The organism is Jiangella endophytica, assembly GCF_003427025.1.
In the GTDB taxonomy this organism is placed as follows: Bacteria; Actinomycetota; Actinomycetes; order Jiangellales; family Jiangellaceae; genus Jiangella; species Jiangella endophytica.
The window spans coordinates 1-22,369 of sequence record NZ_QVAI01000010.1 but is presented as its reverse complement, the minus strand read 5'-3'; the positions used below and the strand labels follow the sequence as shown (position 1 = coordinate 22,369).

The window sequence follows — 22,369 nt, the reverse complement described above, 5'->3', positions numbered from 1 at the left end:
GTGCGAAGCGACACCCGGCGCAACCGGCGACGCCTGCTGGCCGCCGCGCGCGTGGTGCTGGCCGCTGACGGCGAGACAGCCACGATGGCCGACGTGGCCGCCCACGCCGAGATCTCGACCGCGACCGCGTACCGCCACTTTCCCTCGATGGCGCGCCTCGTCGAGGCCGTCGTCCTGGGGATCACCGAGGACCTGCGCGACGTCAGTCTCCGCCTCCCCGCGGACGACGCCGACCCCCTGCGCTCGGTAATGCGCCACTGGGTCGACCTCGTCGTCGCGCACGGCGCCGTGCTCATCCAGCTGCGTTCCCGGCGCGGCTATCTCGCCCGGCTCGAGTCCGGCGATCCCGTCGTCTCGTCCGCGGCGGAGGCGTGGCGCGGCCCGGTCGAGCGGACGCTCCGCGACACGTACCCGGCCGACGCGCTGCCACGGGCCCTGATGCTGCTCAACCAGATCAGCGACCCCCGCGAGATCCGCGATCTCCACGACCACGGCTGCACCGATCCCGGCCGGATCGTCGACCTCCTGGTCAGGACGTTCCTGGCCGGCCTGCCGGCGTGGCTGAGCGGCAGCGCCGACGTCCACCTGGACCCGGCGGCCCGGAGCGAGCGATGACGCCGCACGAGCCCTCCCCCGTCGTGCGGCGACTGCGCGCCGGGAGCCTTCGTCCCGCGGTCGTCCACGGACGGACCCCCGGCACCATCATGCTCAGCAGCGGCGACCCCGACTTCGCCACGCCCGATCCCGTGCTGCGTGCCGCGACGGCCGCCATGGACGAGGGCAGAACCGGGTACGGCGACCTCACCGGCGACCCCGAGCTGCGGGAGACGGCGGCGGCCGTGACCTCCGCCGTGGCCGGATACCGGTACACCGCCGCCGAGGTGCTGGTCACGAACGGGGCGAGCTCGGGAGCACACGCCGCGCTGACCGCGACCGTCTCGCCCGGCGACCGGGTGCTGCTGCTCGACCCGACGTACTCCCTGTTCGAGGCGGTGGTGCAGATGGCCGGGGGCGTTCCCGTCCACGTGCCGCTGGACCCGGCCGGACATCTCGATCTCGAGGCGATCGAGCGGCAGCTCCCGGGCTGCCGGCTCCTCGTGCTGGTGAACCCGTCCAACCCGACCGGCGCCGTGTTCACGCGAGACGAGCTCACGCAGCTCGCCGGGCTCACCGCCCGGCACGGCGTGGTCGTCGTGAGCGACGAGGTCTGCGACCGCTTCACCTTCGACGGCCGCACATTCGCGTCCGCGGTGGATATCGACCAGTGGCGCGACCGGCTCATCTACTGCCAGAGCATGTCGAAGACGTCGTCGATGACCGGCTGGCGGGTCGGCTACACGATCGCGCCGGCACCCCTCATCGACGACATCGCCCTCGTCCACCGGAACACCCTCACCTCGGTCAACACCATCGCTCAGCGGGCCGCCCTCGCCGCGCTGCGGACGGGGCTGCCGTGGACCTCGGACATGAGCGAGATCCTGCAGCGGCGACGCGATCTGGTCATCGAGCACGTCCGGGCCATCCCCGGGCTCAGCGCCGACGTTCCGGAGGGCGGGCTGTTCGCCTTTCCCCGCTATGAGCATCGCCTCGGGTCCGTCGACGTCACCCGGGAGCTGGCGCTGCGGGGCGTCCTCGTCCGAGCCGGTCGCGAGTTCGGGCCGAGCGGCGAGGGACATCTCCGGCTCTCCCTGACCGCGAGCGAGTCCGTGCTCGCCAACGGCCTCGACCGGATCGCCGACTACTTCGCCCGCCCGCGGAGCCCGCGGTGAGCGACCGGCTGGTGCGAGGGGGACGCGTCGTCGACGGTTCGGGGGCGCCGCCGGCGCGCGCCGACGTCCTGATCCGCCGCGGCCGGATCGACGCCGTGGAGCCCCCGGGGCGCATCCCCGCCGACGCGGCGCCGACGATCGACGCGAGCGGGCTCGTGGTCGCCCCCGGCTTCATCGACGTGCACTCGCACGCGGACAACGCGCCCCTGCTGGCCGACGACGACACCAGCAAGATCCTGCAGGGGGTCACCACCGAGGTCGTGGGGAACTGCGGCGAGTCACTGGCGCCGGCCAGCACGCTCGCACCGGAGTCGTTCGCCGCGTTCGCCGATCGTACGTTCCCGCCGCTGGACGTCACCTGGTCGTCCTGGTCGGAGTTCACGGAGCGGACCGACGCGCTCGGCTACGTCACCAACTACGCGCCGCTGGTCGGCCACGGGCCGCTGCGCATCGCCGTGCTCGGCCTGGACGACCGGGCCCCCGATGCCGACGAGCTGACACTGATGCGGCGCGAGCTGGACAAGGCACTCGACGGCGGCGCCTTCGGCATGTCCAGCGGACTCATCTACCCGCCGGGGATCTTCAGCGACACCGGCGAACTGATCGCGCTGGCGCGTCAGCTCGGCCCCGACGGGCTCTACGTGACGCACCTGCGCAACGAGGGTTCCCAGCTGCTGAACTCGATCCGGGAGGCCGACCGGATCGGCAGGACCGCCCGCTGCCGGGTGCACATCTCTCATCTGAAGGCCAGGGGGCGCGACAACTGGGGCCGCATGCCCCTGGCGCTGGACCTGGTCAAGGAGCTGGGCAGCGACCGGCCGCTCACGAAGGACATCTACCCGTACACGGCGGGATCGACCGTGCTGACGGCGATGCTCCCGCCGCACTTCCTGACCGGCGGAAACGACGCGGTTCTCGGCCGGTTGTCCTCGCCGGAACGCCGGCGCGAGCTCGCCCACGCCATGGAGCACGGCATCGACGGGTGGGAATCGCACCTTCACGCGGCCGGCGGCTGGGACAACGTCATGGTGAGCTCGACGCACAGTCACCGTCACGAGGGCCGCACCCTCACTGAGATCGCGGCCGATCTGGAGCTGTCCCCGGTGGACGCCTTGATCCGCGTCCTCACCGAGGAGCGCCTCCGCGCGACCATGGTGCTGTTCGTGATGGATCCCGGCGACGTCCGCGACGCCTTCGCCGACCCCGACACCATGGTCGGGTCGGACGGCCTGCCACCAGGTGGTGGCGGCAAGCCGCACCCGCGCGCCTTCGGCACCTTCCCGCGGATCCTCGCGGAGTACGTCCGGACCGAGAAGCTCATGGAGCTCGGGGAAGCGGTCCGGCGCATGACCTCGCTGCCCGCCGAGGTTTTCCGCATTCCCGAGCGGGGACTGGTCCGGCGCGGCTACGTCGCCGATCTCGTCGCCTTCGATCCCGACCACGTCGACCACGTGTGCGACTACCGGGATCCCGTGCGGGCGCCCGCTGGCATCGGCTGGGTCATGCAGGCCGGTGCGATCACGGTCGAAGGTTCGCACTACATCGGTCCGCGCCGTGGCGTTCGGCTACGTCCGGCGTAGTCGCCGCGCCCAACCGGACCGGCGGACGCGGTGTCGATCAGGCCGCCGCTCCCCCGACCCGCTTCGCGAGCCGGCCGCCGAAGTGCAGGCCGTCCACGCGGCGCCCGGCGTCACGGGAGAAGTAGCCCGACGCGCCCTTCGTCGCCCCCTCGACCACGACGAATCGATCGCCAGCTCCCTCGACCATCGCCAGCACGAACTCCTGGCGGGCCTCCGGGTCCTCCCCCGCCCGGCGTAGCGTGTCGGCCCGGTCCGGGCGCGCTCCCTGCGTCATCACCAGCCGGCCTTCGCTCGCCCTGACATCGTTCATTGCCACGATGGTCTGATACCTGCCGGCGTACCGGGTCAGCTCATCGTCCGGCCGCAGCGACAGCGACGGATCGGCCTGGGCGAGGCCGAGGTACTCACCCAGGGCCCAGTCGGTGAACTGGTTCTTGAACTGGTTCCCGTTGGGGCCGCAGTTGGTCAGGACGACCACGGCGAAGTCGCGATCCGGGACGATCACGAAGTCCGAATGCTGGCCGATCGTCGTCCCGCCGTGGGCGACCAGCCGAACGCCGTCGACGTCGCGCAGCAGCCAGCTGATGCCGACGTGATCGCCCAGCCCGCTACCCGGCATGGACGCGGTCGGCTGCTGCATGCGACGGATCGTCTCCGCGCTGAGCACCCGGGTGCCGTCCGGCGTGAGGCCGCCGCAGAGATGGAATCGTGCCCAGGCGATCTGGTCGCGAGCGGTGGCGGACATTCCACCGGCGGGACGACGACCGCGCGGGACCGCCCACGTCGTGGCCTGATCGATCCGGCCGTCAGCCCTCTGATGATGACCCACCACGAAGCGACGCAGCATGATGTCGTTCATCGAGAACAGGGTGTCGTGCAGACCGAGCGGGTCGAGCAGCAGCTCGCGCATGGCCGTCTCGTAGGTCACTCCGGTCACCTTCTCGATGACCCGACCGGCCAGCGAGAGGGCGGCATTGTTGTAGGAGACGATCGTTCCGAGTGGGCTGACCTGGTGCAGGCGGCTCATCAGCGCGACGTAACGCTCGAGGGCGTCGTCGCCCTCGCCCGTGTAGTCCACCATGTCCCCTTCCCAGCCCGCCGTGTGGTTGAGCAGGTGGAGCACCGTCACGTCGCGAGCGACGAGCTCATCGCCCAGCCGGAGTTCGGGGACGTACCGCCGCACCGGCGCCTCGAGGTCGACGAGGCCGCGCTCGACCAGGCGCATGATCGCGCTGGCCGTCATGGTCTTCCCGGTCGAGCCGAACTGGAACAGCGTGTCCTGGTCGACCGGCAGCGGGTTCCGTACGCTCGTGACACCGCGGTACACGTACTGTTCCTCACCCCCGTGCCAGATGCCGACGGCGAGTCCCGGCAGCCCGAGCTCGGCGTTCAGGCGATCGACCTGTGCTTCGAGATCCGACGTGTCAATGGCCGCGGACATGCCGGTCTTCCTCCCGGTTGAGTAGGTGTTCTCCGCCTTCGGTGAAGTGACAGGCGGCGTGGTGGGGACGCTGCTCAGCGCCTTCGGCGGGATCCGCGGAAACGCAGATCCGACGATCGGCATGGACGAGCGGACCGATGGGACAGTGGGGGTGGTAGCGACAGCCGGCGGGCGGGTGATGCGGGTCGGCGGGCTCGGCGTCGGCGGGCTCGGCGTCGGCGATGCTCACCAGAGGGTCATCGAGCCCATGTCTCGTGTGCGAGGCCGCCGCCAGCAGGTCTCGTGTGTAGGGGTGTTGCGGACGCGACAGCACGTCGAGGGTGGGGCCGACCTCGACGATTCGACCGAGGTACATGACCGCGATGACATCGGACAGGTAGCGCACGACGGCCAGGTTGTGGGAGATGAACAGCATCGACAGCCCCAGCTCACGCTGGAGGCCGCGGACCACGTTGAGCAGGGCCCCCTGCACCGAGACGTCGAGTGCCGACGTGATCTCGTCAGCGATGATGACCTCGGGCCGGCCGGCCAGGGCCCGGGCCAGCGCGACTCGTTGCCGCTGCCCACCGGAGAGCTCGCCGGGCAGCATGTCGACGCGTTCCGGATCCAGGTTGACCAGTTCCAGCAGCCGGGCGACCTCCAGCCGTCGACCGCGCCGCCCGCCGTGCGCGGCGCGGGGCATGGCCTCGGCGACGGATTGGCCGATGGTCATGCGCGGGTCGAGGCTCGAGTACGGATCCTGGAAGACCATCTGCAGGGGCCGGTGACGACGTGGCAGCCTGCGCACGTCGGTGCCCTCGAGCACCACACGGCCCTCGGCGACCGGAGACAGCCCGACCGCCGCGCGAGCCAGCGTCGACTTGCCCGAACCCGACTCCCCGACCAACCCCACGACCTGACCGGACGGCACGGTCAGGCTGACGTGATCGACCGCGGTCAGGGCGGCACGGCCGGAGCCGTACCGCACGCTCACGTGCTCGAAACGCAGCTCGCTCATCCCATCGTCCCTTGATCGTGCTGGTCATCGGCGTGCCAGCAGGCGACGCGATGCAGCTGCGCGACCTGGACCAGCGCCGGATCATCGGTCCTACAGCGTTCATCGGCCAACGGGCACCGAGCGGCGAACGCGCACCCGGCGGGGATCTGTTCGGGTGCGGGCGGGCGTCCAGCGATCGCGACGAGGGGCTGTTCACGATCTGTGGCGAGGTCCGGCACGACCGCGAGCAGCGCTTTCGTGTACGGATGGCGAGGCGTGCGGGTCAGGTCCGCGGCCGGCAGGTCCTCGACGATCCGCCCCGCGTACATGACCAGGATCCGGCTGCAGGTCTGCGCCACGACGGTGATGTCGTGGCTGATCAGCAGGATCGCGGCGTCCGTCTCGGCGCGGACCTCCGACAGCAGCCGGAGGATCTGCCCCTGCACCGTGACGTCCAGCGCGGTGGTCGGTTCGTCGGCGATCACCAGCTTGGGCGTCCCCATCAGCCCCATGCCGATCATCGCGCGTTGTCGCATTCCGCCCGAGAACTCGTGCGGATACTGGCCCGCCCGGCGCTCAGCTGCCGCGATCCGCACCGCGCGCAACCGATCCACCGCACGCGCCAGAGCCGGTCCGCGACGCAGATCCTGGTGCTGCTCGGCGACCTCGGCGAGCTGCCGGCCGACCCGCCGGGTCGGATTGAACGAGGTCGTCGGGTCCTGGAAGACCATGGCCAGCGAGGTACCGAGAAGAGGACGCAGCTCCCGTTCAGGCGTGGACAGCATCGGCACACCCGCGAAGTCCAGCCGGTCGGCGGTGACCACGCCCGGGTGCTCGATCAACCGCGACACAGCCAAGGCCGTGACGCTCTTACCCGAGCCGGACTCGCCGACGACGCCGACGAACTCGCCCGGCCTGACGGCGAAGCTGATGCCGCGCACGGGAGTCGCCCAACGGCCGTCACGAGGGAACGCGACGTGCAGGTTCTCGACGGCGAGGACCGGCTGATCGCCGGACGCGTCGATCGGCTCGTCGCGTCCGGGCGTGGCCGGAAGCGGACCCGATCTCGTTGGGCCGGTCCGGACCCCGATCACGGCGGCCGCTGTCTCCCCCAGCAGGTTGAACGCGAGCCCTGCGATCACCACCGCCACGGCGGGAGCCAGCGCGGCCGCGGGGTTGACGTAGATCTGGGTCAGCCCTTCGCCGAGCAGCCGGCCCCAGTCGTAGGACGGCGCCTGCACGCCGATCCCCAGGAACGACAGCCCCGCGAACGCCAGCAGCGCCTGGCCGGCGTTGATCGTCGCGTTCACCACCAGCGGTTCGCCGATGTTCGGCAGGACGTGCCGGACCAGGATCCGAAGCCGCCCCACGCCGGCCACCCGCGCGGCCGCCACGAAGTCGCGGCCCACGACCGCCGCCGACAGCGTCTGCGTCAGCCGGGCGAATCCGGGCGCGAAGGCGAGGCCGATGGCCAGGACGGCGCCTGTGGTCCCCACGCCGAAGACGACCGCGAAGAACAACACCAGCAGCAGGCTCGGGAACGCCACCGCGATGTTGACGGCCGAGCTCACCCATCTGCCCGCCCACCGCGGCAGGACCGACGGCGCCGTGCCCACGACCGTGCCGACGACCACGCCGAGGAGTGAGGCCATCACCGCCAGCTCGATCGAGAGCCGGGTGGCCACCAGTACCCGGTAGAAGATGTCGCGCCCCAGTGCGTCGGTCCCGGCCCAGTGCGCGCTCGACGGGCCCTGTACCGGCGCGCTGTCGTTGACCTCCGAGGCGGCGTCGCCCCAGATGATCGGCGCCAGGATCGCCAGCCCGATGACCAGCACCAGCAGCGCCACCGCCACCGCACCCGAGGGTGTGGTCACGACACGCATCCACCTGCGCGAGCGCATCAGGCCTCCCGGATCGTCGAGCGCGGGTCCAGCGCCGCCAGCACCAGGTCCACCACGAGATTCACCAGCAGGACCAGCGCCCCGTACACGAGCACGATGCCCTGCACGACCGGGTAGTCCTTCTGCAGGATCGACTGCACGATGGTCGAGCCGAGTCCCTGCAGCGCGAAGACGTTCTCCACCAGCACCGTCCCGGCCACCAGTCCGGTCAGCAGCAGGCCGGTGAGCGTCAGGGTCGCGGTCAACGCGTTCGGCAATGCGTGGCGCGCGTAGATCCGCCAGGGAGGCAGACGTTTGGCGCGCGCCGTTCGCACGAAGTCCTGTCCCAGGACGGCAAGCACCTCCACCCTCACGATCCGTGCGATGACGGCCGCCGGGCCGATGGACAGGGAGGCGACCGGCAGGACCCAGGCGCCCATGCCGTCGCCACCGGCGACGGGGAACCAGCCCAGAGTCACGGCGAAGACGTAGACCAGGCCGACCGCGAGCAGGAACTCCGGGATCGCCGCCACGACGACGCTCGCCGACGTGAAGGCCAGCTCTCCACCACGCCACCGCGCTCCACGCGTCAGCACCGCAATCGTCACGCCGAGCGGCACCGCGATGAGGATGATCACCACAAACGAGAGCGCCGCCAGTGTCACGGTCGTCGGCAACCGGTCACCCACCAGCTGCGAGACCGGGAGGTCGGTCGTCATCGACGTCCCGAAGTCACCGGTGAGCACCGAACGGAGATGGTTCCAGTACTGGGTCGGCAAGGGATCGTCGAGGCCCAACGACTCTCGACGCGCTTGCACCAGCTCTGCCGGCGCCGACGTCCCGAGCGCCGCCCGCACCGGGTCACCCGGAACCAGCTGGATCATCAGGAACGCGGCCGTGACCACCACCCACAGCGACACGACCAGCCACGACAGACGCCTGATCAGGAACGCGACCCAGGGATTGCGTAGCCCCTGCGCGGCGGAGGCCCTCCCCGGGCTGGACAGTTCGGCGGTCACCAGCTCAACCCACCCGCCGTACGTCGGCCGGCACAGGGAACGTCACCGGAACCGTCGCGATGTCACTCGCGAGCCCGAGCACTTGGAGGATCTCATCGAGAATCTCCTCGTCTCCTTCCACCGAGAGCTCCGGATCGACCCGGACACCCTCACGGTTCGCCTTCGCCGCGCGGATCATCACGCTCCAGTCCCCGACCAGGACCACGTCAGGTGCCGCGGCCTCGGCCAGGGAGAATTGGACGGTCTGCTCGAAGGCGATCGTCCAGTGCACCGGCTCGCCGCCAGGCTCGCGCTCCAGCCGGTAGGCGAGCACTCGCGGTCCCGCCAGCCGGGCGCACGCCTCGTGTACGGCGGGATCGCGCCGCAGGATCGTGTTGATCACGGCGACGTGATCCTCCGACATGAACTCCATCGCCTCAGCCCGCCGCGAGGTGGGCGGCGAGGAACGTACGGACTTTGCGCCAGAAGTACGCGGCGTGCACTGCGTCGAGGGCGTGGATCTGTCCTGGCAGCACGACGAACTCGTGCTCCTTGCCGGCGCGGATCAGCGTCTCGCTCATCTTCATGACGTCAGGCCATTGCGGGTGGTCCGCGGAGCCGCAGGCGAGCAGGAACGGTGATGCGAACGAGTGGGCCAGCGGATACGTCTCGGCCTTCCGGTACGCCTGGGGGTTCGCCTGCGGCAGGCCGAGATAGCACTCGTAGAGCACGAGTGAGTAGGGATCGAACCCTGCCGCCAGGGAGACGGCGGCCCCGTAGACATCGGGGCGTTCAGCGGCCAGACGAAAGGCCGCGTAGCCGCCCCAGCTGTACCCGATCACGGCGACAGGGGACTCGGAGAGGAAGGAGTAGCGCTCCTTCAGCTGCAGCGCTGCAGCGGCGTGATCCGGCACCAGACCGGCCGTCCAGTCGCCGTAGACGACGTCGTGGAAGGCTTTGGATCGCCCAGGGGTGCCTCGGCCGTCGACGACGAACACGATGTAGCCGAGCTGAGCGAGTGCGTGGGCGTGCCTGCCGAAGGCTCCGTAGTCGAAGGAGTGCGGAGCGGCCACCCACTGCGGGCCCCCGTAGACGTACTCGACCAGCGGGTACGTCCGGGTCTCGTCGAAATCGGCCGGGAAGAACACCGCCCCCCACAGCTCCGTCTCACCGTCGGCGGCGAGCACCGTGAACTCCTGGGTCGGGGTCCACGCCAGGCCCGAGGTGTCCGCGGTGGACAGCTCGGCCAGAAGGGATCCGTCGACCGAACGCAACACGCTGCGTGGGGCCGTCGCCACCGTGGACCAGGTGTCCACGAGCACATCGCCCCTCGGCGCCATGACCATCGAGTGGGCGCCGGGGTCGCTGGTGAGCTGCTCGACGGGCCCCCCGTCGAGCCGCACCCGCGCCAGGTGTGTGTCGTAGGGACGGTCTGTGTCGATGTGCGCGGTGAAGTACACGTGATCGTCGTCGACGTGGTGCACGTAGTCCACCGGCCACTCGCCGTCGGTCAGCTGCCGGACCAACGTGCCCTCGAGGTCGTACAGGTACAGGTGTTTCCAGCCTGATCGCTCGGACAGCCACAGCACGTGCGCGCCGTCGGGGGTGAGGAACAGGCCGATCTTGCTGGCGTAGTAGACGTCGTGATGGATCCGGAGGAAGGAATCGCCGACCTCGCGGAAGATCGGCCGGGTCGCTCCGGTCTGCGCGTCGGCGAGCACGACGTCGATCCGCCGGCAGTCGCGGCTCATGACGAAGACGATGAGGTGCCTGCCGTCGGGCAGCCACGCGGCGGGCACGGGGTAGGTGTCGGTGGTGTCGCCGAGGTCGAGCTGCACGGCTGGCCGGCCGAAGACGTCGAGGACGTGCAGAGTCGTGCGCTCGAGCTGGCCGCCGGCCTGCGCGCAGTACCGGTGGACGACCTCCTCCTCACGATTGAGGTAGTGCACCTGCGGGGCCCGGTGAACGCCCCGGCTGTCGACCCTCGAGACCGCCAGGCGCGAGCCGTCAGGTGACCAGTTGCAGACCGGGAACGCCATGCCCAACGAGGCCAGGCCGGAATCGACCAGGTCGAAGCGGTAGTCGTGTTCCGGCGTGCCGTCGCTCGTCAGAGATGACACCCGGCCGTCGATCGTCGATCGCACGACGACATTCCCGTCGGCCATCGAGGCCAGGAGGGCCCCACCGGGAGAGGCGAGTTCTCGAGCCTCGGCCGGATCGATCAGCGGACGCGGGCGAAGGAACTCACGCGGCGTCACACTCCCCTCCTCGCCGTCGGCGAGCCTCTCGGCCTTGCCGCTGTCCAACTCGATGCGCACTCGTACCCCGCCGACGCGCGCCTCCACCTGAGCGTCTGCGGCGAAGATGACGTGGTCGAAGGGCAGCCCGCGACCGGCCGGGGTCTCGCCTGTCAGGTGCCGGATCGACTCCCGCAGTGAGGAGACGTCGGGGACCAGCGGCTTCCGCTCGCCGCTCGCGCAGTCGGCCAGCCAGCCCTGGCGGTCATCGGCCGGCCCGTCGATGAAGGCGAGCCACCTGGCGTCGGGCGACCACGCGGGCACGACCGTGCCACCCGGCGCCAGCCGGTCGAGACCTCCGAAGAACCTGTCGAAGCCGTCATGGCCGGTGGACATCTACTCAACTCCTCGCCGGTGCCGAGGGGCATGGCCCCCTGCGAGTGCCCGGCCGGCGTGCCGGCCGGGCACTCGATGGATGAGGTCCAGCTCGTGCAACGAGATGATCTCCCCCTGGTGCGTGTGGGCGGCGGAACAGACCCGGCCTCTACTCGGACAGCCGGATGCTGCTCGGATCGACCGCCGGGCTGTTCGCCCCGGTCGCGGTCAGCGCGAACCGCACGTTCTGACCCCAGTAGTAGGTGCTGGACTCCGCGATCGGGAGGATGTCCGCCGCCTGCAGCAGAGCCGCGTCCGCCTGCTGCCAGAAGGGGCAGCTGTCGGTGTCCTCCTTCGTCAGCGCTTCGGACACCGCGCTCGAGTACTCATCGTTCTCGATGTGCGAGAAGTTGGTGCCATCCGGCGGAGGCGGACCCGAGAGCACCGGGATCAGCGTCGTCGGCAGGCTGATCGAGCTCGCGCCGACCAGAACGTCCCAGTTGCCGGTCTCGTACAACGTCGACGTGAAGCTCGTCGCGTCCTGGGCCAACATCTCGATGTCGATGCCCAGGTCCGCCCACATCTTTCCCATGAGCTCGGCGACCGCCATCAGCTGGGTGTCGGAGGAGAGGGTGAGCACTCTGATCGACAGCTGGTCCCCGTCCTTCTCCAGCCTGCCGCCGGCCTGACTCCACCCAGCCGCGGCGAGGGTGTCCAGAGCGTCGCCCTCCGGCAGGTTGGCATCGACAATGTCGGCGTGGCAGACCGCGTTCGCCGGACCTAGCGCCGTCGCCGGCTTGCCCTCGCCGCCCACGGCCACGTTGGCCAGCGCCTGACGGTCCAGGGCCTCGATCAGCGCCGTCCGGAGCGCCGTGTCGGCGAGGGGACGGCCCGCGGCCTGGTTGAAGTAGGTGATCCCGGCCACGGTGGGGATCGGCGCGGAGAAGAGGCCAGCCGCATCGAGCCGCGCCTGGTCGGGACCGGCGACCACCGCGATCTCCAGATCTCCGGCCGTCAGCAGGTTGGCCTTCGTGGCCTCGCTGGGCACGACCGAGATCACGACCTTCGCGGGCACTCCCGGCTCATCGGTCGACGCACCGTCGGGGCCCCAGGCGTATCCGTCGCGGACGGTGAGCTCGTACGGGCCGGCAGAGGAGTAGTCGGCCAACTCGTAAGGGCCCGTACCGTGAGTGGTCGATGTCAGGGACTCGGGATCAGCGAGACCACTCGGGCAGACGATGGGAAGAAGTCCGACCGTGCGGACGGAGAAGCTGTAGGGCTCCGACATCACCACCTCGACCGTGCTCGTGTCGTCGTCGCCCTCGACGGTGAACGGAACACTGGGCAGCAGCAACTGCGCAGCCTGCAGCTGGTTCGCCGGATCGCTGGCGTAGGTGATCGCGTCCGCGACGTCGGTCGCGGTCAACGTCGAGCCGTCGGAGCACGTCACGTCCGGCCGCAGCGTGAACGTCGCCGAGGTTGCGGTCGAGTCCCACTCGGTGGCGAGACCGGAGACGATGTCGCCATCGATGGTGATGTTGACGAGCGAGTCGTAGGCGTACTTCGCGACCCCGAAGCCGTCCAGGCTGTAGGGGTCGAAGTTCGAGACCGGTGACGTCAGGCCGACCCGCGCGGTGCCGCCATCGATGAGTGTGGCCTCGGAGTCCGAGCCTCCGGGCCCACCGCAGGCCGCGAACGAGACCACCGCCGCGGCGCAGACGCAAGCCACGACCATCGGCCGTCGGCTCCAGTGAGTCTTCCGTTTCATGACGCGAACCTTATTGCGCGCGGCTCCGACCGGAGCATCGACAAACGTCGGCTTGGCGATCGCCACGAGCCGACAATTGACGCCGCGGTCACAGCTGAGATCGGCGCCCGAGCGCGCGAGATGACTCTTGGCGGGAGCCACTGCCACCTGCACGAACCGCGCGCGGCCACCGAGCGTCGAGAACGTTTTCTATAGTGGTGGCCATGGCCGCGGAGCTGCAGCGACTGGTCGACTCGCTCGGATCTCAGATGCGTCGGTCGGTCGCAGTCGATGACCAATACATCCGCCTCCTGGCGTATACGTCCCATACGCGCGACGTCGATACCGCCCGGATCGGATCCATCCTGCGTCGCAGCGTCCCGGCAGAGCTGAAGGACTACATCGCGATGCAGGGTGCCGCACAAGCGGCCGACCTCTTCACCCTTCCGGCCAACCCCGCCGTCGGACTCGAGGTGGCGCGTATCGGCGTGCCCGTGCGCTTCGAGCAGAAGCTGCTCGGGTACCTGTGGCTCCTCGCGTCCGATGGCGAGGTCAGCCCACACGATGCCGAGGTGCTGCGCGAAGCGGCCGATGAAGCCGCACGCATCCTGCATCGCGAGCATGTCGCCGGGGAGCTCGCCGGCGACCGAGAACGCGGCCTCGTCCGCAACCTCCTCTCCACCGACCACGCGCTGAGGGAGGAGGCCGCCCAAACCCTGGTCGAAGAGGAGTGGGTCGTGGTGGGACCAGTCACCGTGCTGGTCGCGACGCTGAGCCATGCCCGCGACGAGCCCATCGGCGAGCGCGGCCGATTGGCTCTGCGTATCGCGATCGACCACGGCCGACGACGGCTCCCTCCAGGTCACGGCCTGGTCCTGCACCGGCCCGACCACTCGGTCCTCGTCGCCGCATGGCCGGAGGGCCGGGCCGTGAACGTCGACTACCTGGCCGGCGAAGTGCACGGCAGGCTGATGACCGAGGCCGCCCCGGCCGACGGCAGGGGCTGGGTCGGCAGCAGCACGACGCAGCGATTCCTCGCCGACGCCCACACCGGCTACCTCGAGGCTCGACGGGCAGCGGAGGTCGCGCGCATCACCGGTGCGCTGGGCCCGACCGTGTCCTATGCGCGCCTGGGGGTCTTCGCCATGCTGGCGAAGCTCCCTCCCGACGAACTGGCAGACAGCATTCACCCAGGCATGCGGCGCCTGCTGAACTCCGTGGACCACCGTGAGTTGGTCGAGACGCTCACGGCGTATTTCGACAACGCCGCCGACGTCAAGCGCACCGCGAGCCAACTGCACATTCACCGTGCCACGCTCTATCAGCGGTTGCGGCGCGCCGAGGACGTCACGGGCCTGAAGCTTTCGCACGGTGACGACCGGCTCGCCGCACACCTGGGCCTCAAGCTGGCGCAACTCGTCCCTTGACCGGCCGACGCCACGAACGACGAGTGCGAGCGCGCTGATACGCGACGGTTGGCGATCGCATCGTGAGCATGAGTGGCTCGACGATGGGAGCAAATCACTCGACCATCGTGGGATCGGGAATGTCTGACACAACTGATGTAGTCGTCATCGGTGCCGGCGTGATCGGATCGTCCGCGGCACTGGAACTGTCCAGACTGGGCCTTCGGGTGGTCGTCGTGGACAAGGCCGGTGGCGCCGGCCTCGGATCCACCAGCGCCTCGAGCGCCATCGTGAGATTCAACTACTCCACCTCGGACGGCGTCGCGACAGCGTGGGAGTCCAAGCACTGCTGGGAGAAGTGGGCCGATCACCTACGGACGAAGGACGAGTCGGGGCTGGCGTCGTTCGTCCGAATCGGGATGGTGATACTGGATGCGCCACCGGTCGCCAGTGACCGAACGACCGCCTTGTTCGATCGGCTGAATGTGCCCTACGAGATCTGGGATGCGGCGACCCTTGCCGACCGGGTTCCAGGTATCGACACCGGACGCTACTGGCCACCCAAAACGATCGACGACGAGGCGTTCTTCGACGATCCCAACGGCCATCTCGGAGCAATGTTCACGCCCGATGCCGGTTTCGTGAACGATCCGCAACTGGCCACTCAGAATTTGGCCGTGGCGGCCCAGGCAAACGGGGCCGTCTTTCGACTCAACCGCACAGTCGTCTCGGTGGATCGCGACCACGACCGCGTCACAGGAGTTCGTCTCTCCGACGGAACTCGCATCGCGACCCCGGTCGTCGTCAACGCAGCCGGCCCTTGGTCCAGCTCGATCAACCGGCTGGTCGGCGTGGGAGCCGACTTCACCATCGCGGTCCGGCCGATGCGACAGGAAGTTCATCAGGTTCCCACCCCGCCCGGATACAACGCCGACGAGCACCTCGGGCCGGCCATCGCCGACCTGGACCTCGGGATCTACCTGCGGCCGACGTCGCCCGACTCACTCCTGGTGGGCAGCACGGAACCGGCCTGTGACCCCTTGGAATGGATCGACGACGTCGAGGCGTCGAGTCCGCGGCCGACGATGGATCGGTTCGAGGCGCAAGCCACCCGCGCCGCACGCCGTTTCCCGAGCCTGCGGGTTCCCACCAGGCCCAGTGGCATCTCCGGTGTCTACGACGTCGCCGAGGACTGGACTCCGATCTACGACCGCACCGACCTTGACGGCTTCTACGTCGCGATGGGCACCAGCGGCAATCAGTTCAAGAACGCCCCGTTGGCGGGGCGGTTCATCGCCGCCCTGGTCGAGGGGGTCGAGAACGGCCACGACCACGATCACGACCCTCTGACCTACACCTGCGAGCACACCGGTCACGTGATCGATCTCGGTGCGTTCTCCCGGAGGCGCGTGGTCAACCGGTCGTCCTCGGGCACCGTGATGGGCTAGGCCATGGACCGGCCGGGCGGGGCGCCGGCCAGGCCGCGCGACCGGCCGGCGCCCGAGGTGACCGCGTCCCGCTGCCACGGACGGCCCCCTAGATCTGGTTCGCTCCGCCGTCGACGTAGAGGTTCGCACCGACGACGTAGCTGCTCTGTTCCGTCGCCAGGAACGCCACGACCGCGGCCGCCTCCTCGGGTTGACCCATGCGGCCCTTGGCCACGGTCGCGGCGGCATACTCCCTGATGGCCGGCATGGCTTCCTCGCCACCGTTGATGGCGGTGCCCCCGGGCGTCTCGATCCAGCCCGGCGAGATCGCGTTGACCCGGATGCCGCGCCCCCTGAGGGTCCTCCAGCTCGGCCTCGCGCACCACCGACGTCTTGCCTTCCAGCTGTCCCAGGGGGTCTCCATCAGTTCTCCGTACCGGCTGGGTCAGCCCGCGAGTTGCTTCTTCAGGACCTCGACGTCGTGGACGTTCGACATCTGCACGAACTTCCCGTCGCGGACCCGGTACATGGCGACCTCGTCGATCTCGATCCGAGCGCCAGTGGGAGCCACCCCGAGCCATTCCTTGGTGGGGGTGCCGTGGTTGACGGAGTGGCAGGCCAGGGTTTCACCGTGGATCACCACCTCCTTGATCTCCCAGTGGATGTCGGGTACCGCGTCGGCGATACCCTTGAGCGCCGCGACGACGTCCCCGCGAGTGGCCGGCTGGCCGTGCGAGAGGATGGACTCGCTGACGAACTCGTCCATGCGGTCGAACTCATGCGCGTTGAGCGCCTCGCAGTAGCGGTCGTAGAACTCGCGGATGTTGAAGTCGGACATGACTGCCTTCCTCGCCCGGCGTCCGGGCTGCGCTCGTTTGCTCGTGGTTCACCTACGACATCGATACTGCGTGAGCACTGGAGTACGATCCATCATTTAGAGTCCAGACTTCTTTACGCATCGTCCAGAAGGATGCTCGATGCTTCGCAGGCCCGGGCGCGCTTCTGTCGATCGTCCAGCAGGTTGCTCAGTCCGCGATCCCGGTGGTGCTGGGGCTGACGTCGACCGCGCACTGGCCACCGGCGACCCAGTCCCGGCTGGCGGTGTGGCTGCGGGTCCTCGCCGCGACCTTCCTGGCTCCGTCGCTGGCGGCCCGGTTCAGGCAGCAGCTCACCGTCCACGCCGCCCAGCTGGTGCAGCACCGGCTGCGGGCGGCCCCGTCGAGAGCGGTGCTGCACGCCGACGGCACGAGCCGTCGGGGCCTCGACGGCGCCATGGTGTCGACGATGATTAGCGGCGTGAACCGATTGGCGGCACGGTGTCGGCGACGAGCAGCGGTCCGGCCGGCCTCCGTCTCATCCGGCATCACCGCGGGTAGTGGCGCCGTCAGCGACAAGCAGTTGAGCAGAACCTGCGGTCGTCCAAGAGGAGCCGAGGGACCCTCCACCTCGCACACATACATCGCAGCGTAGATCACGCCCTCGACCTGCACATCGCCCTCGCTCTCGTCGACGAGCAGGAAGTATCCGTGTTCCGGCGCCGCATCGAGCGCCCCATGGATGGCTTCGCCGGCGAACGGAGTCGTCGCGTCGCAATGGTGTCGGACACCAGGCCGATCGTCTGCGTCACATTCTTGCGCAACCCGAGGACGTTCTGGTTCGGGCGGTAGGTAAGGCGCGTGCTCGCGCGTCCGCTCAACACGCTCTGGCTCGTCAACGGTCCTGACGCCGAAAGCACAGTGACCGCCGTCTGCGCACAGCTGGTCACACAGGCAGCAGGCTGGCCGAGCACCTGATGAAGCGCTAGGTGTATCCGGCTGGGCGAATCAAGAACCTGACCGCTCAGACCGCGGGCCGCCGATGCTCGCCGCCGGCCGCGTCCGGTCTGGCTGCCGCCGCCACGACGGAACCGTCCGTCATGGCTTCACGCTGGTGCGCGCGGACCTGGCCCGCGCGGTCCTCGACGTCGTGGCGGATCCGGCGAACGTCCGCCGGACTGTCTCGGCGGCGCTCTGATCGGGCTCAGCGCTTGCGCATGGTGTAGGCCGTGATGATGGTCTGGTCGATCCGGTTTCCGGCCTCGTCCCAGGCTTCGGTACGCAGCGACACGTCCTGAGCGCGGGGCGGATGGATCAGCCTGGCCGTGTATGCGGCCATGCCATCGGCCCTGACCCTCACCGACCGCCACGTGGCGCCGCCGTCGTAAGAGGCCCACATGGCCAGACCTGCTACGGGCCTCGCTTCGGCGTCGCGCTGATGCCGCACGGACAGCCGGACCTCGTGCGCGCCCGGCCGGCCTGCTTCGTTGTGCAGATCGACGCCGAGGTCGTAGTCGATCTGGAGCAGCGGCAGCACCACCGGGTTCTCGCGCGGCGGCGTGGAGACGATCGTGTACGTGGTGTCGGTGCGCGTCGACTTCTGGGCCCATGCCGCCGGTGCCGCCGAGGCGTCGGTCTCCACGTGCACACGGTACTGACCGGCACCAGGCGCGATAGCGAAGTCCGCGACCCCGCTTGCGCTCTCGCCAAGCAGCTCCGCGTCACGGTAGAGCCGCATCGATACCGCCAGCCCTTCGTACTCCGAGGCCAGGCCCCAGTGGCCGTCTTGGCTGTCGCCGACCTCGGGCATCCGGATCCGCAACTCGTCGCCGACTCGAACCGAACGGATGGCGCCCGGTTCCCCGAAGTAGGAGTCCGCGTCGATGACCGGTCGGAGCGGCTGCCGGAACCAGTGGCGGACCCCGGCCGGTCCCGGCTCGTACGTTTGCGGGTACTCCTCCATCCGGGCGCCCAGGAAGCCGCCGACGAACACGGTCTGGGTCCAGATGGTGTCGCCCACAGAGACGTACTCGACCCTCTCGATCGGCGCCGGCAGCTCCCGCAGGTACGCCAGGCTGCCGTCCTCGTACGGCCGGAAATGGTGGCGCACCTCGGCGAGATCAGCGTCGGCGTTGGCGTGCACCCGGTTGTCGATCCGCGCGAGGTGCGCACGCTCGTATGCCGCATCGATGACGTAGGCGGTGTCGTCGGGGACGGCACCGGAATTCGGGAAACTCACGTCGTACAGGCGCGGGGTCCCGGGCGCTCCCGGCGGCGACTGGACGGCGAACTGCGAGTAGAACTCGAACGCACCGGTGCCGACCGGCTCGGTGGGCTTGGCGTAGCCGGAGACCTGCGGTGGGAAGAACCAACTGGTCGACATGGTCTGCCCGCTGCTGCTCGTCCGGGCGTAGGACAACTTTGAGCTCGGGTGCTCCACAGGAACCGTCGGGCGTTCCGTGGTCAGCGTGACCGCGTGGGCCTCACGCGCGTCCAGCGTCACCGTGGTGTCCTGGCCGATGACCATCTCGGGCTCACCGACGAGCGCGATCGATGTGGTCTCCTTGCCCTGCATGCCACGCAGGTAGGCCATGGCGCTGTAGATGCCCGCCGGCACCCGGACCGTCGCCTCGCCGTCCACGAACGGCTGCCCCTGTTGGAAATAGTCGCTGAAGTCCTCGACGTCAAGAACGGTCAGGTCCGACCGTGGGTTAGCGGGCAGACCGTCGAGCCCGATGCCGCGGATGGTCAGGTCGAAGGTCTCCGGCTCCACATACACGCCGACCGGCGTCCGGACCACGGTGTCCGGCCCCATGGCGACGACGAATCCGCCGTATCGGCCCGGCGACACCGCGGAGGGGTCCACCGAGACGTCGACGGTGGCAGTGCCTCCCGCCGGGATCGTCACCGATGACGCGGTGAGCGACATGGTGCCCTCAGGCGCGGCGACGTCGTCCTGGTCGGTGAGCGCAAGGCTCAGCGTCAGCGTGGTCTCGGCAGCGGCGGCGTTGTGGTAGGTCAGTGTCTGGGTCACCGGCGGTTGGTCGGTGTGGGGCCAGGCGAGGAAACCGAGGTTCAGCGGCGCGGGTGTCGCGATGACGTCCTGGCCGACCGCGCGGGTGAGGTCCAGCCGGCCGGCGCCCTGGTCGTAGATCGAGTGCGTTCCCACAGTCGGGATCGTGGCCCCGACCAAGGCCGACTTGAGTTCGGCGGCCTGCCAGTCCGGGTGCTGTTCCTTCAGGATGGCCGCAGCTCCTGCGACATGCGGCGTCGCCATCGATGTGCCCGATGCTCTCGTGTAGTGGCCGTCGACGGGATCGCCCATGGAGGTGCCGCCTGCCCGGGCGCCGACGATCTCCACACCTGGCGCGGACAGGTCCGGCTTGATGGCGAAGTCACCGAAACGAGGTCCCGGGCTGGAGAAGGACGCCAGCACGTCGTTCGTGTCCACCGCCCCGACCGTCAGGGCGGCGTCGGCGGCACCGGGTGATCCGAGCGTCGTCCCCGAATTGCCTGACGCGATGACGAAGAGGCTGCCGGACGCGGTCGTCAGGTCGTTCACCGCCTGGCTGAGTGGATCGGTGCCGTCGCTGGGCTCCGGATCCCCGAGGCTCATATTGATCACGTCGGCGCCCTGGGCCACGGCCCACTCCATGCCGCTGATGATCCAGGAGAGCTGACCGTTGCCGGCCGCATCGAGCACCTTGCCGTTCAGCAGTGTCGCGTCGAACGCCACGCCCTGGTGCGCACGCTCCGATGCGGCGCCGGTGCCGGCCGCGGTGGACGAGACGTGCGTCCCGTGGCCGTGCAGGTCGTCGACTGTTCCATCGGTGGTGAAATCCTCGGCCGCGGCGACCTTCCCGGCAAGATCGGGGTGGTCGACGTCGATGCCGGTGTCGAGCACCGCCACGGTCACGCCGGAGCCGTCCCATCCGGACGACCACGCTGCCGGTGCTCCGATCCGCCCATTGCTGGCCTCATCGGCAACCGAGACGACGCGATCGAGCCACACCCTCTCGATGGATTCGGCGCTCGCGGTGCCGTGCGCCCCGGTGGGCTCAGCGGCGATCGCGTCGAAGACCTCGCGGATGCGGTCCTTGTCCGCCTCGACTGCCACCCCGTCGACGCTCGGAAGTTCCGCGGTGACCTGGACACCGGGCAGCGTCATCGTCGTCGCTCGCTGCAGGGCCGGCCTCCCCTCATATGTGACGATCACGGGCAGGGACGGCGTGTTGGCGTCGTCGAAGCCCTGCGCCACGAGCTGCGTGATGTTGAACAGTTGCCGGTCCAGTGTCCCCGCGGTGACGAGGTGTGCCGCGTCATCGGGGATCACGTACGAGTCCCCGTCGACATCGAACTGCTGGAACGCCACCGGCCCATCCCGCTCGGCCCACTCGACGGTCATGGCCTGCCGGCCGCCGATGGTCGCCACGGACACGACGTCGCCCGTGATCAGGGTGACCCGCGTCTGTGCACGCGCGTCGGCCACGCGCGCGTCGGCCACGTCAGTAGCCAGAGGCATTGGCCGAGACGGCTGCGCGCCTCCCGGAGGCGCAGCAGCGAGCACCACCATGGCGGCGACGAGGGAGAGCGAAAGACGAACGACCCGACGCATGAACGACCCCTCAGTCCGGACGCGTGTGATCAGCGGAAATTAGCAGCCCCAGGTGAAGGCATATGTCGGGAACCCGTCAATGGCGTAAGAATGTCAAGTGTGAGCGAGCTGTCGAGACCGGCAACTAATCCACCGATGTCGCTGAAGGCGATTGGCGTCAGCGATCTCGAGGAGGTCGTGTACCGAGCACTCCTCAGGGATGCCCCGGCAACGGCCCGACGACTCGGCGAATCGCTCGGGCTCGAGCCACGGCGCGTCTCAAAAGCCGTCCACGAACTCGCGGCCAAAGGCCTGGTCCATCAGGTATCGGGCCGACCCTCGACGTGGCGACCGGCCCCGCCCGACGTTGCGCTGCCCGCCCTTATCCAGCGGTCCGAGCGTGAGCTGCGCGAGGCCAGTAGCGCCGTCGGGCCGCTCATCGACGAGTACCGCCGCAGTCCTCGAGAGCGTGCCGCAGAGGAGCTCATCGAGCTGTGCGTCGGCGAGGATGCCGTGGCACAGCGATTCGACCAGTTGCAGCGGGCCACCCGCGAGGAGGTCCTGATGTTCGTCATGCCTCCCTACGTACGGGCGTTGGGCGAGAACGACACCGAGATCGAGCTGCTCGCACAGGGAATTCGCTATCGCTGCCTCTACCACCCGCGTGCGCTGCGCGAGACCGGAGCTCCGATGGAGGTCGGCCGGTACCTGTCTCTCGGGGAGGAAGCCCGCCTGTCGACAGCAGTGCCGATCAAGCTCGCGATCAGCGATCGCTCGCTCGCTCTCGTCCCCATCAGCAGCGATCGAGACGGCATCCTCACCGCGTGCATCCTCGTGCACCCATGCGGCTTGCTGGACACGCTCGTCTCGTTGTTCGAACTCATCTGGGCCCGAGCCCAACCCATGGTGTCGCCCGACCCCGTAGACAGGAGCCCGTCATACCTCTCGAGCGCCGACCAGGCACTCCTGTCCTTGCTGCTGACGGGCATCACCGATCGCATCGCCGGCCGGGAGCTCGGGATCAGCGAACGGACGGTGCAGCGCCGCCTCCATGACGTGATGGACGCGGCGGGAGTGGAGAATCGCCTTCAGCTGGGCTGGCATCTGGCCAGCCAGGGCTGGCT

General features: G+C 69.3%; 17 protein-coding genes. 6 read left to right on the top strand and 11 right to left on the bottom strand.

Features of this window, described 5'->3' with window-relative positions:
* The 3 genes from DZA62_RS19675 to DZA62_RS19665 are packed head-to-tail and all read left to right on the top strand — an operon-like array spanning position 1 to position 3,349.
* On the top strand, positions 1-615 hold the full coding sequence (locus tag DZA62_RS19675; RefSeq protein ID WP_157987780.1) for a TetR/AcrR family transcriptional regulator: 615 nt from the start codon (positions 1-3) through the stop codon (positions 613-615).
* Positions 612-1,769 (top strand): pyridoxal phosphate-dependent aminotransferase, encoded by a 1,158-nt coding sequence (locus DZA62_RS19670; protein ID WP_116950631.1) that lies wholly within the window; start codon positions 612-614, stop codon positions 1,767-1,769. Before DZA62_RS19675 ends, DZA62_RS19670 begins: the two co-directional genes overlap by 4 nt.
* Positions 1,766-3,349 carry an N-acyl-D-amino-acid deacylase family protein gene (locus DZA62_RS19665; protein ID WP_116950630.1) on the top strand — a complete coding sequence of 528 codons (1,584 nt, stop codon included), beginning with the start codon at positions 1,766-1,768 and terminating at the stop codon, positions 3,347-3,349. Before DZA62_RS19670 ends, DZA62_RS19665 begins: the two co-directional genes overlap by 4 nt.
* 37 nt (positions 3,350-3,386) lie before the next feature.
* Here the strand turns inward: DZA62_RS19665 and DZA62_RS19660 are convergent, their stop codons facing one another.
* From DZA62_RS19660 to DZA62_RS19630, 7 genes are all read right to left on the bottom strand, one after another.
* Positions 3,387-4,790 carry a serine hydrolase domain-containing protein gene (locus tag DZA62_RS19660; RefSeq protein WP_198663981.1) on the bottom strand — a complete coding sequence of 468 codons (1,404 nt, stop codon included), beginning with the start codon at positions 4,788-4,790 and terminating at the stop codon, positions 3,387-3,389.
* Entirely contained in the window at positions 4,774-5,787 is a 1,014-nt protein-coding gene (locus tag DZA62_RS19655; RefSeq protein WP_116950628.1) for an ABC transporter ATP-binding protein, read from the bottom strand. The genes DZA62_RS19660 and DZA62_RS19655 overlap by 17 nt, the downstream gene beginning before the upstream one ends.
* Positions 5,784-7,649: a dipeptide/oligopeptide/nickel ABC transporter permease/ATP-binding protein gene (locus DZA62_RS19650; RefSeq protein ID WP_332871889.1), complete on the bottom strand. Its 1,866-nt coding sequence runs from the start codon at positions 7,647-7,649 to the stop codon at positions 5,784-5,786. The genes DZA62_RS19655 and DZA62_RS19650 overlap by 4 nt, the downstream gene beginning before the upstream one ends.
* Positions 7,650-7,666: 17 nt before the next feature.
* Positions 7,667-8,665 (bottom strand): ABC transporter permease, encoded by a 999-nt coding sequence (locus tag DZA62_RS19645; RefSeq protein ID WP_198663979.1) that lies wholly within the window; start codon positions 8,663-8,665, stop codon positions 7,667-7,669.
* 4 nt (positions 8,666-8,669) lie between these two features.
* Positions 8,670-9,068 (bottom strand): hypothetical protein, encoded by a 399-nt coding sequence (locus tag DZA62_RS19640; protein ID WP_198663978.1) that lies wholly within the window; start codon positions 9,066-9,068, stop codon positions 8,670-8,672.
* 13 nt (positions 9,069-9,081) lie between these two features.
* Positions 9,082-11,277: a S9 family peptidase gene (locus tag DZA62_RS19635; RefSeq protein ID WP_116950625.1), complete on the bottom strand. Its 2,196-nt coding sequence runs from the start codon at positions 11,275-11,277 to the stop codon at positions 9,082-9,084.
* Between the two features lie 148 nt (positions 11,278-11,425).
* Positions 11,426-13,165 carry an ABC transporter substrate-binding protein gene (locus tag DZA62_RS19630; RefSeq protein WP_157987778.1) on the bottom strand — a complete coding sequence of 580 codons (1,740 nt, stop codon included), beginning with the start codon at positions 13,163-13,165 and terminating at the stop codon, positions 11,426-11,428.
* A 62-nt stretch (positions 13,166-13,227) separates the two neighbouring features.
* Between DZA62_RS19630 and DZA62_RS19625 the strand changes: the two genes are divergently transcribed.
* Both DZA62_RS19625 and DZA62_RS19620 read left to right on the top strand, forming a co-directional pair.
* The gene (locus tag DZA62_RS19625) at positions 13,228-14,430 is read left to right on the top strand and encodes a PucR family transcriptional regulator (RefSeq protein ID WP_157987777.1); all 1,203 of its coding nucleotides are present in this window, start codon (positions 13,228-13,230) and stop codon (positions 14,428-14,430) included.
* Between the two features lie 68 nt (positions 14,431-14,498).
* Complete coding sequence (locus DZA62_RS19620) at positions 14,499-15,857, top strand: NAD(P)/FAD-dependent oxidoreductase (RefSeq protein WP_198663977.1); 1,359 nt, start codon at positions 14,499-14,501, stop codon at positions 15,855-15,857.
* Between the two features lie 88 nt (positions 15,858-15,945).
* Here DZA62_RS19620 and DZA62_RS19615 read toward each other — a convergent pair whose 3' ends face one another.
* The 4 genes from DZA62_RS19615 to DZA62_RS19600 all read right to left on the bottom strand — a co-directional run bounded on the left by DZA62_RS19615 (position 15,946) and on the right by DZA62_RS19600 (position 21,155).
* Entirely contained in the window at positions 15,946-16,260 is a 315-nt protein-coding gene (locus tag DZA62_RS19615; protein WP_198663976.1) for an SDR family oxidoreductase, read from the bottom strand.
* Positions 16,261-16,281: 21 nt separating this feature from the next.
* Positions 16,282-16,674: an ester cyclase gene (locus DZA62_RS19610; protein ID WP_116950621.1), complete on the bottom strand. Its 393-nt coding sequence runs from the start codon at positions 16,672-16,674 to the stop codon at positions 16,282-16,284.
* Between the two features lie 187 nt (positions 16,675-16,861).
* On the bottom strand, positions 16,862-17,110 hold the full coding sequence (locus DZA62_RS35805; RefSeq protein WP_157987776.1) for a hypothetical protein: 249 nt from the start codon (positions 17,108-17,110) through the stop codon (positions 16,862-16,864).
* A gap of 745 nt (positions 17,111-17,855) precedes the next feature.
* On the bottom strand, positions 17,856-21,155 hold the full coding sequence (locus DZA62_RS19600; protein WP_157987775.1) for a S8 family serine peptidase: 3,300 nt from the start codon (positions 21,153-21,155) through the stop codon (positions 17,856-17,858).
* Between the two features lie 210 nt (positions 21,156-21,365).
* Between DZA62_RS19600 and DZA62_RS19595 the strand changes: the two genes are divergently transcribed.
* Positions 21,366-22,369: helix-turn-helix domain-containing protein (locus DZA62_RS19595; RefSeq protein ID WP_198663975.1), on the top strand; the 1,004-nt coding region annotated here is incomplete at its 3' end.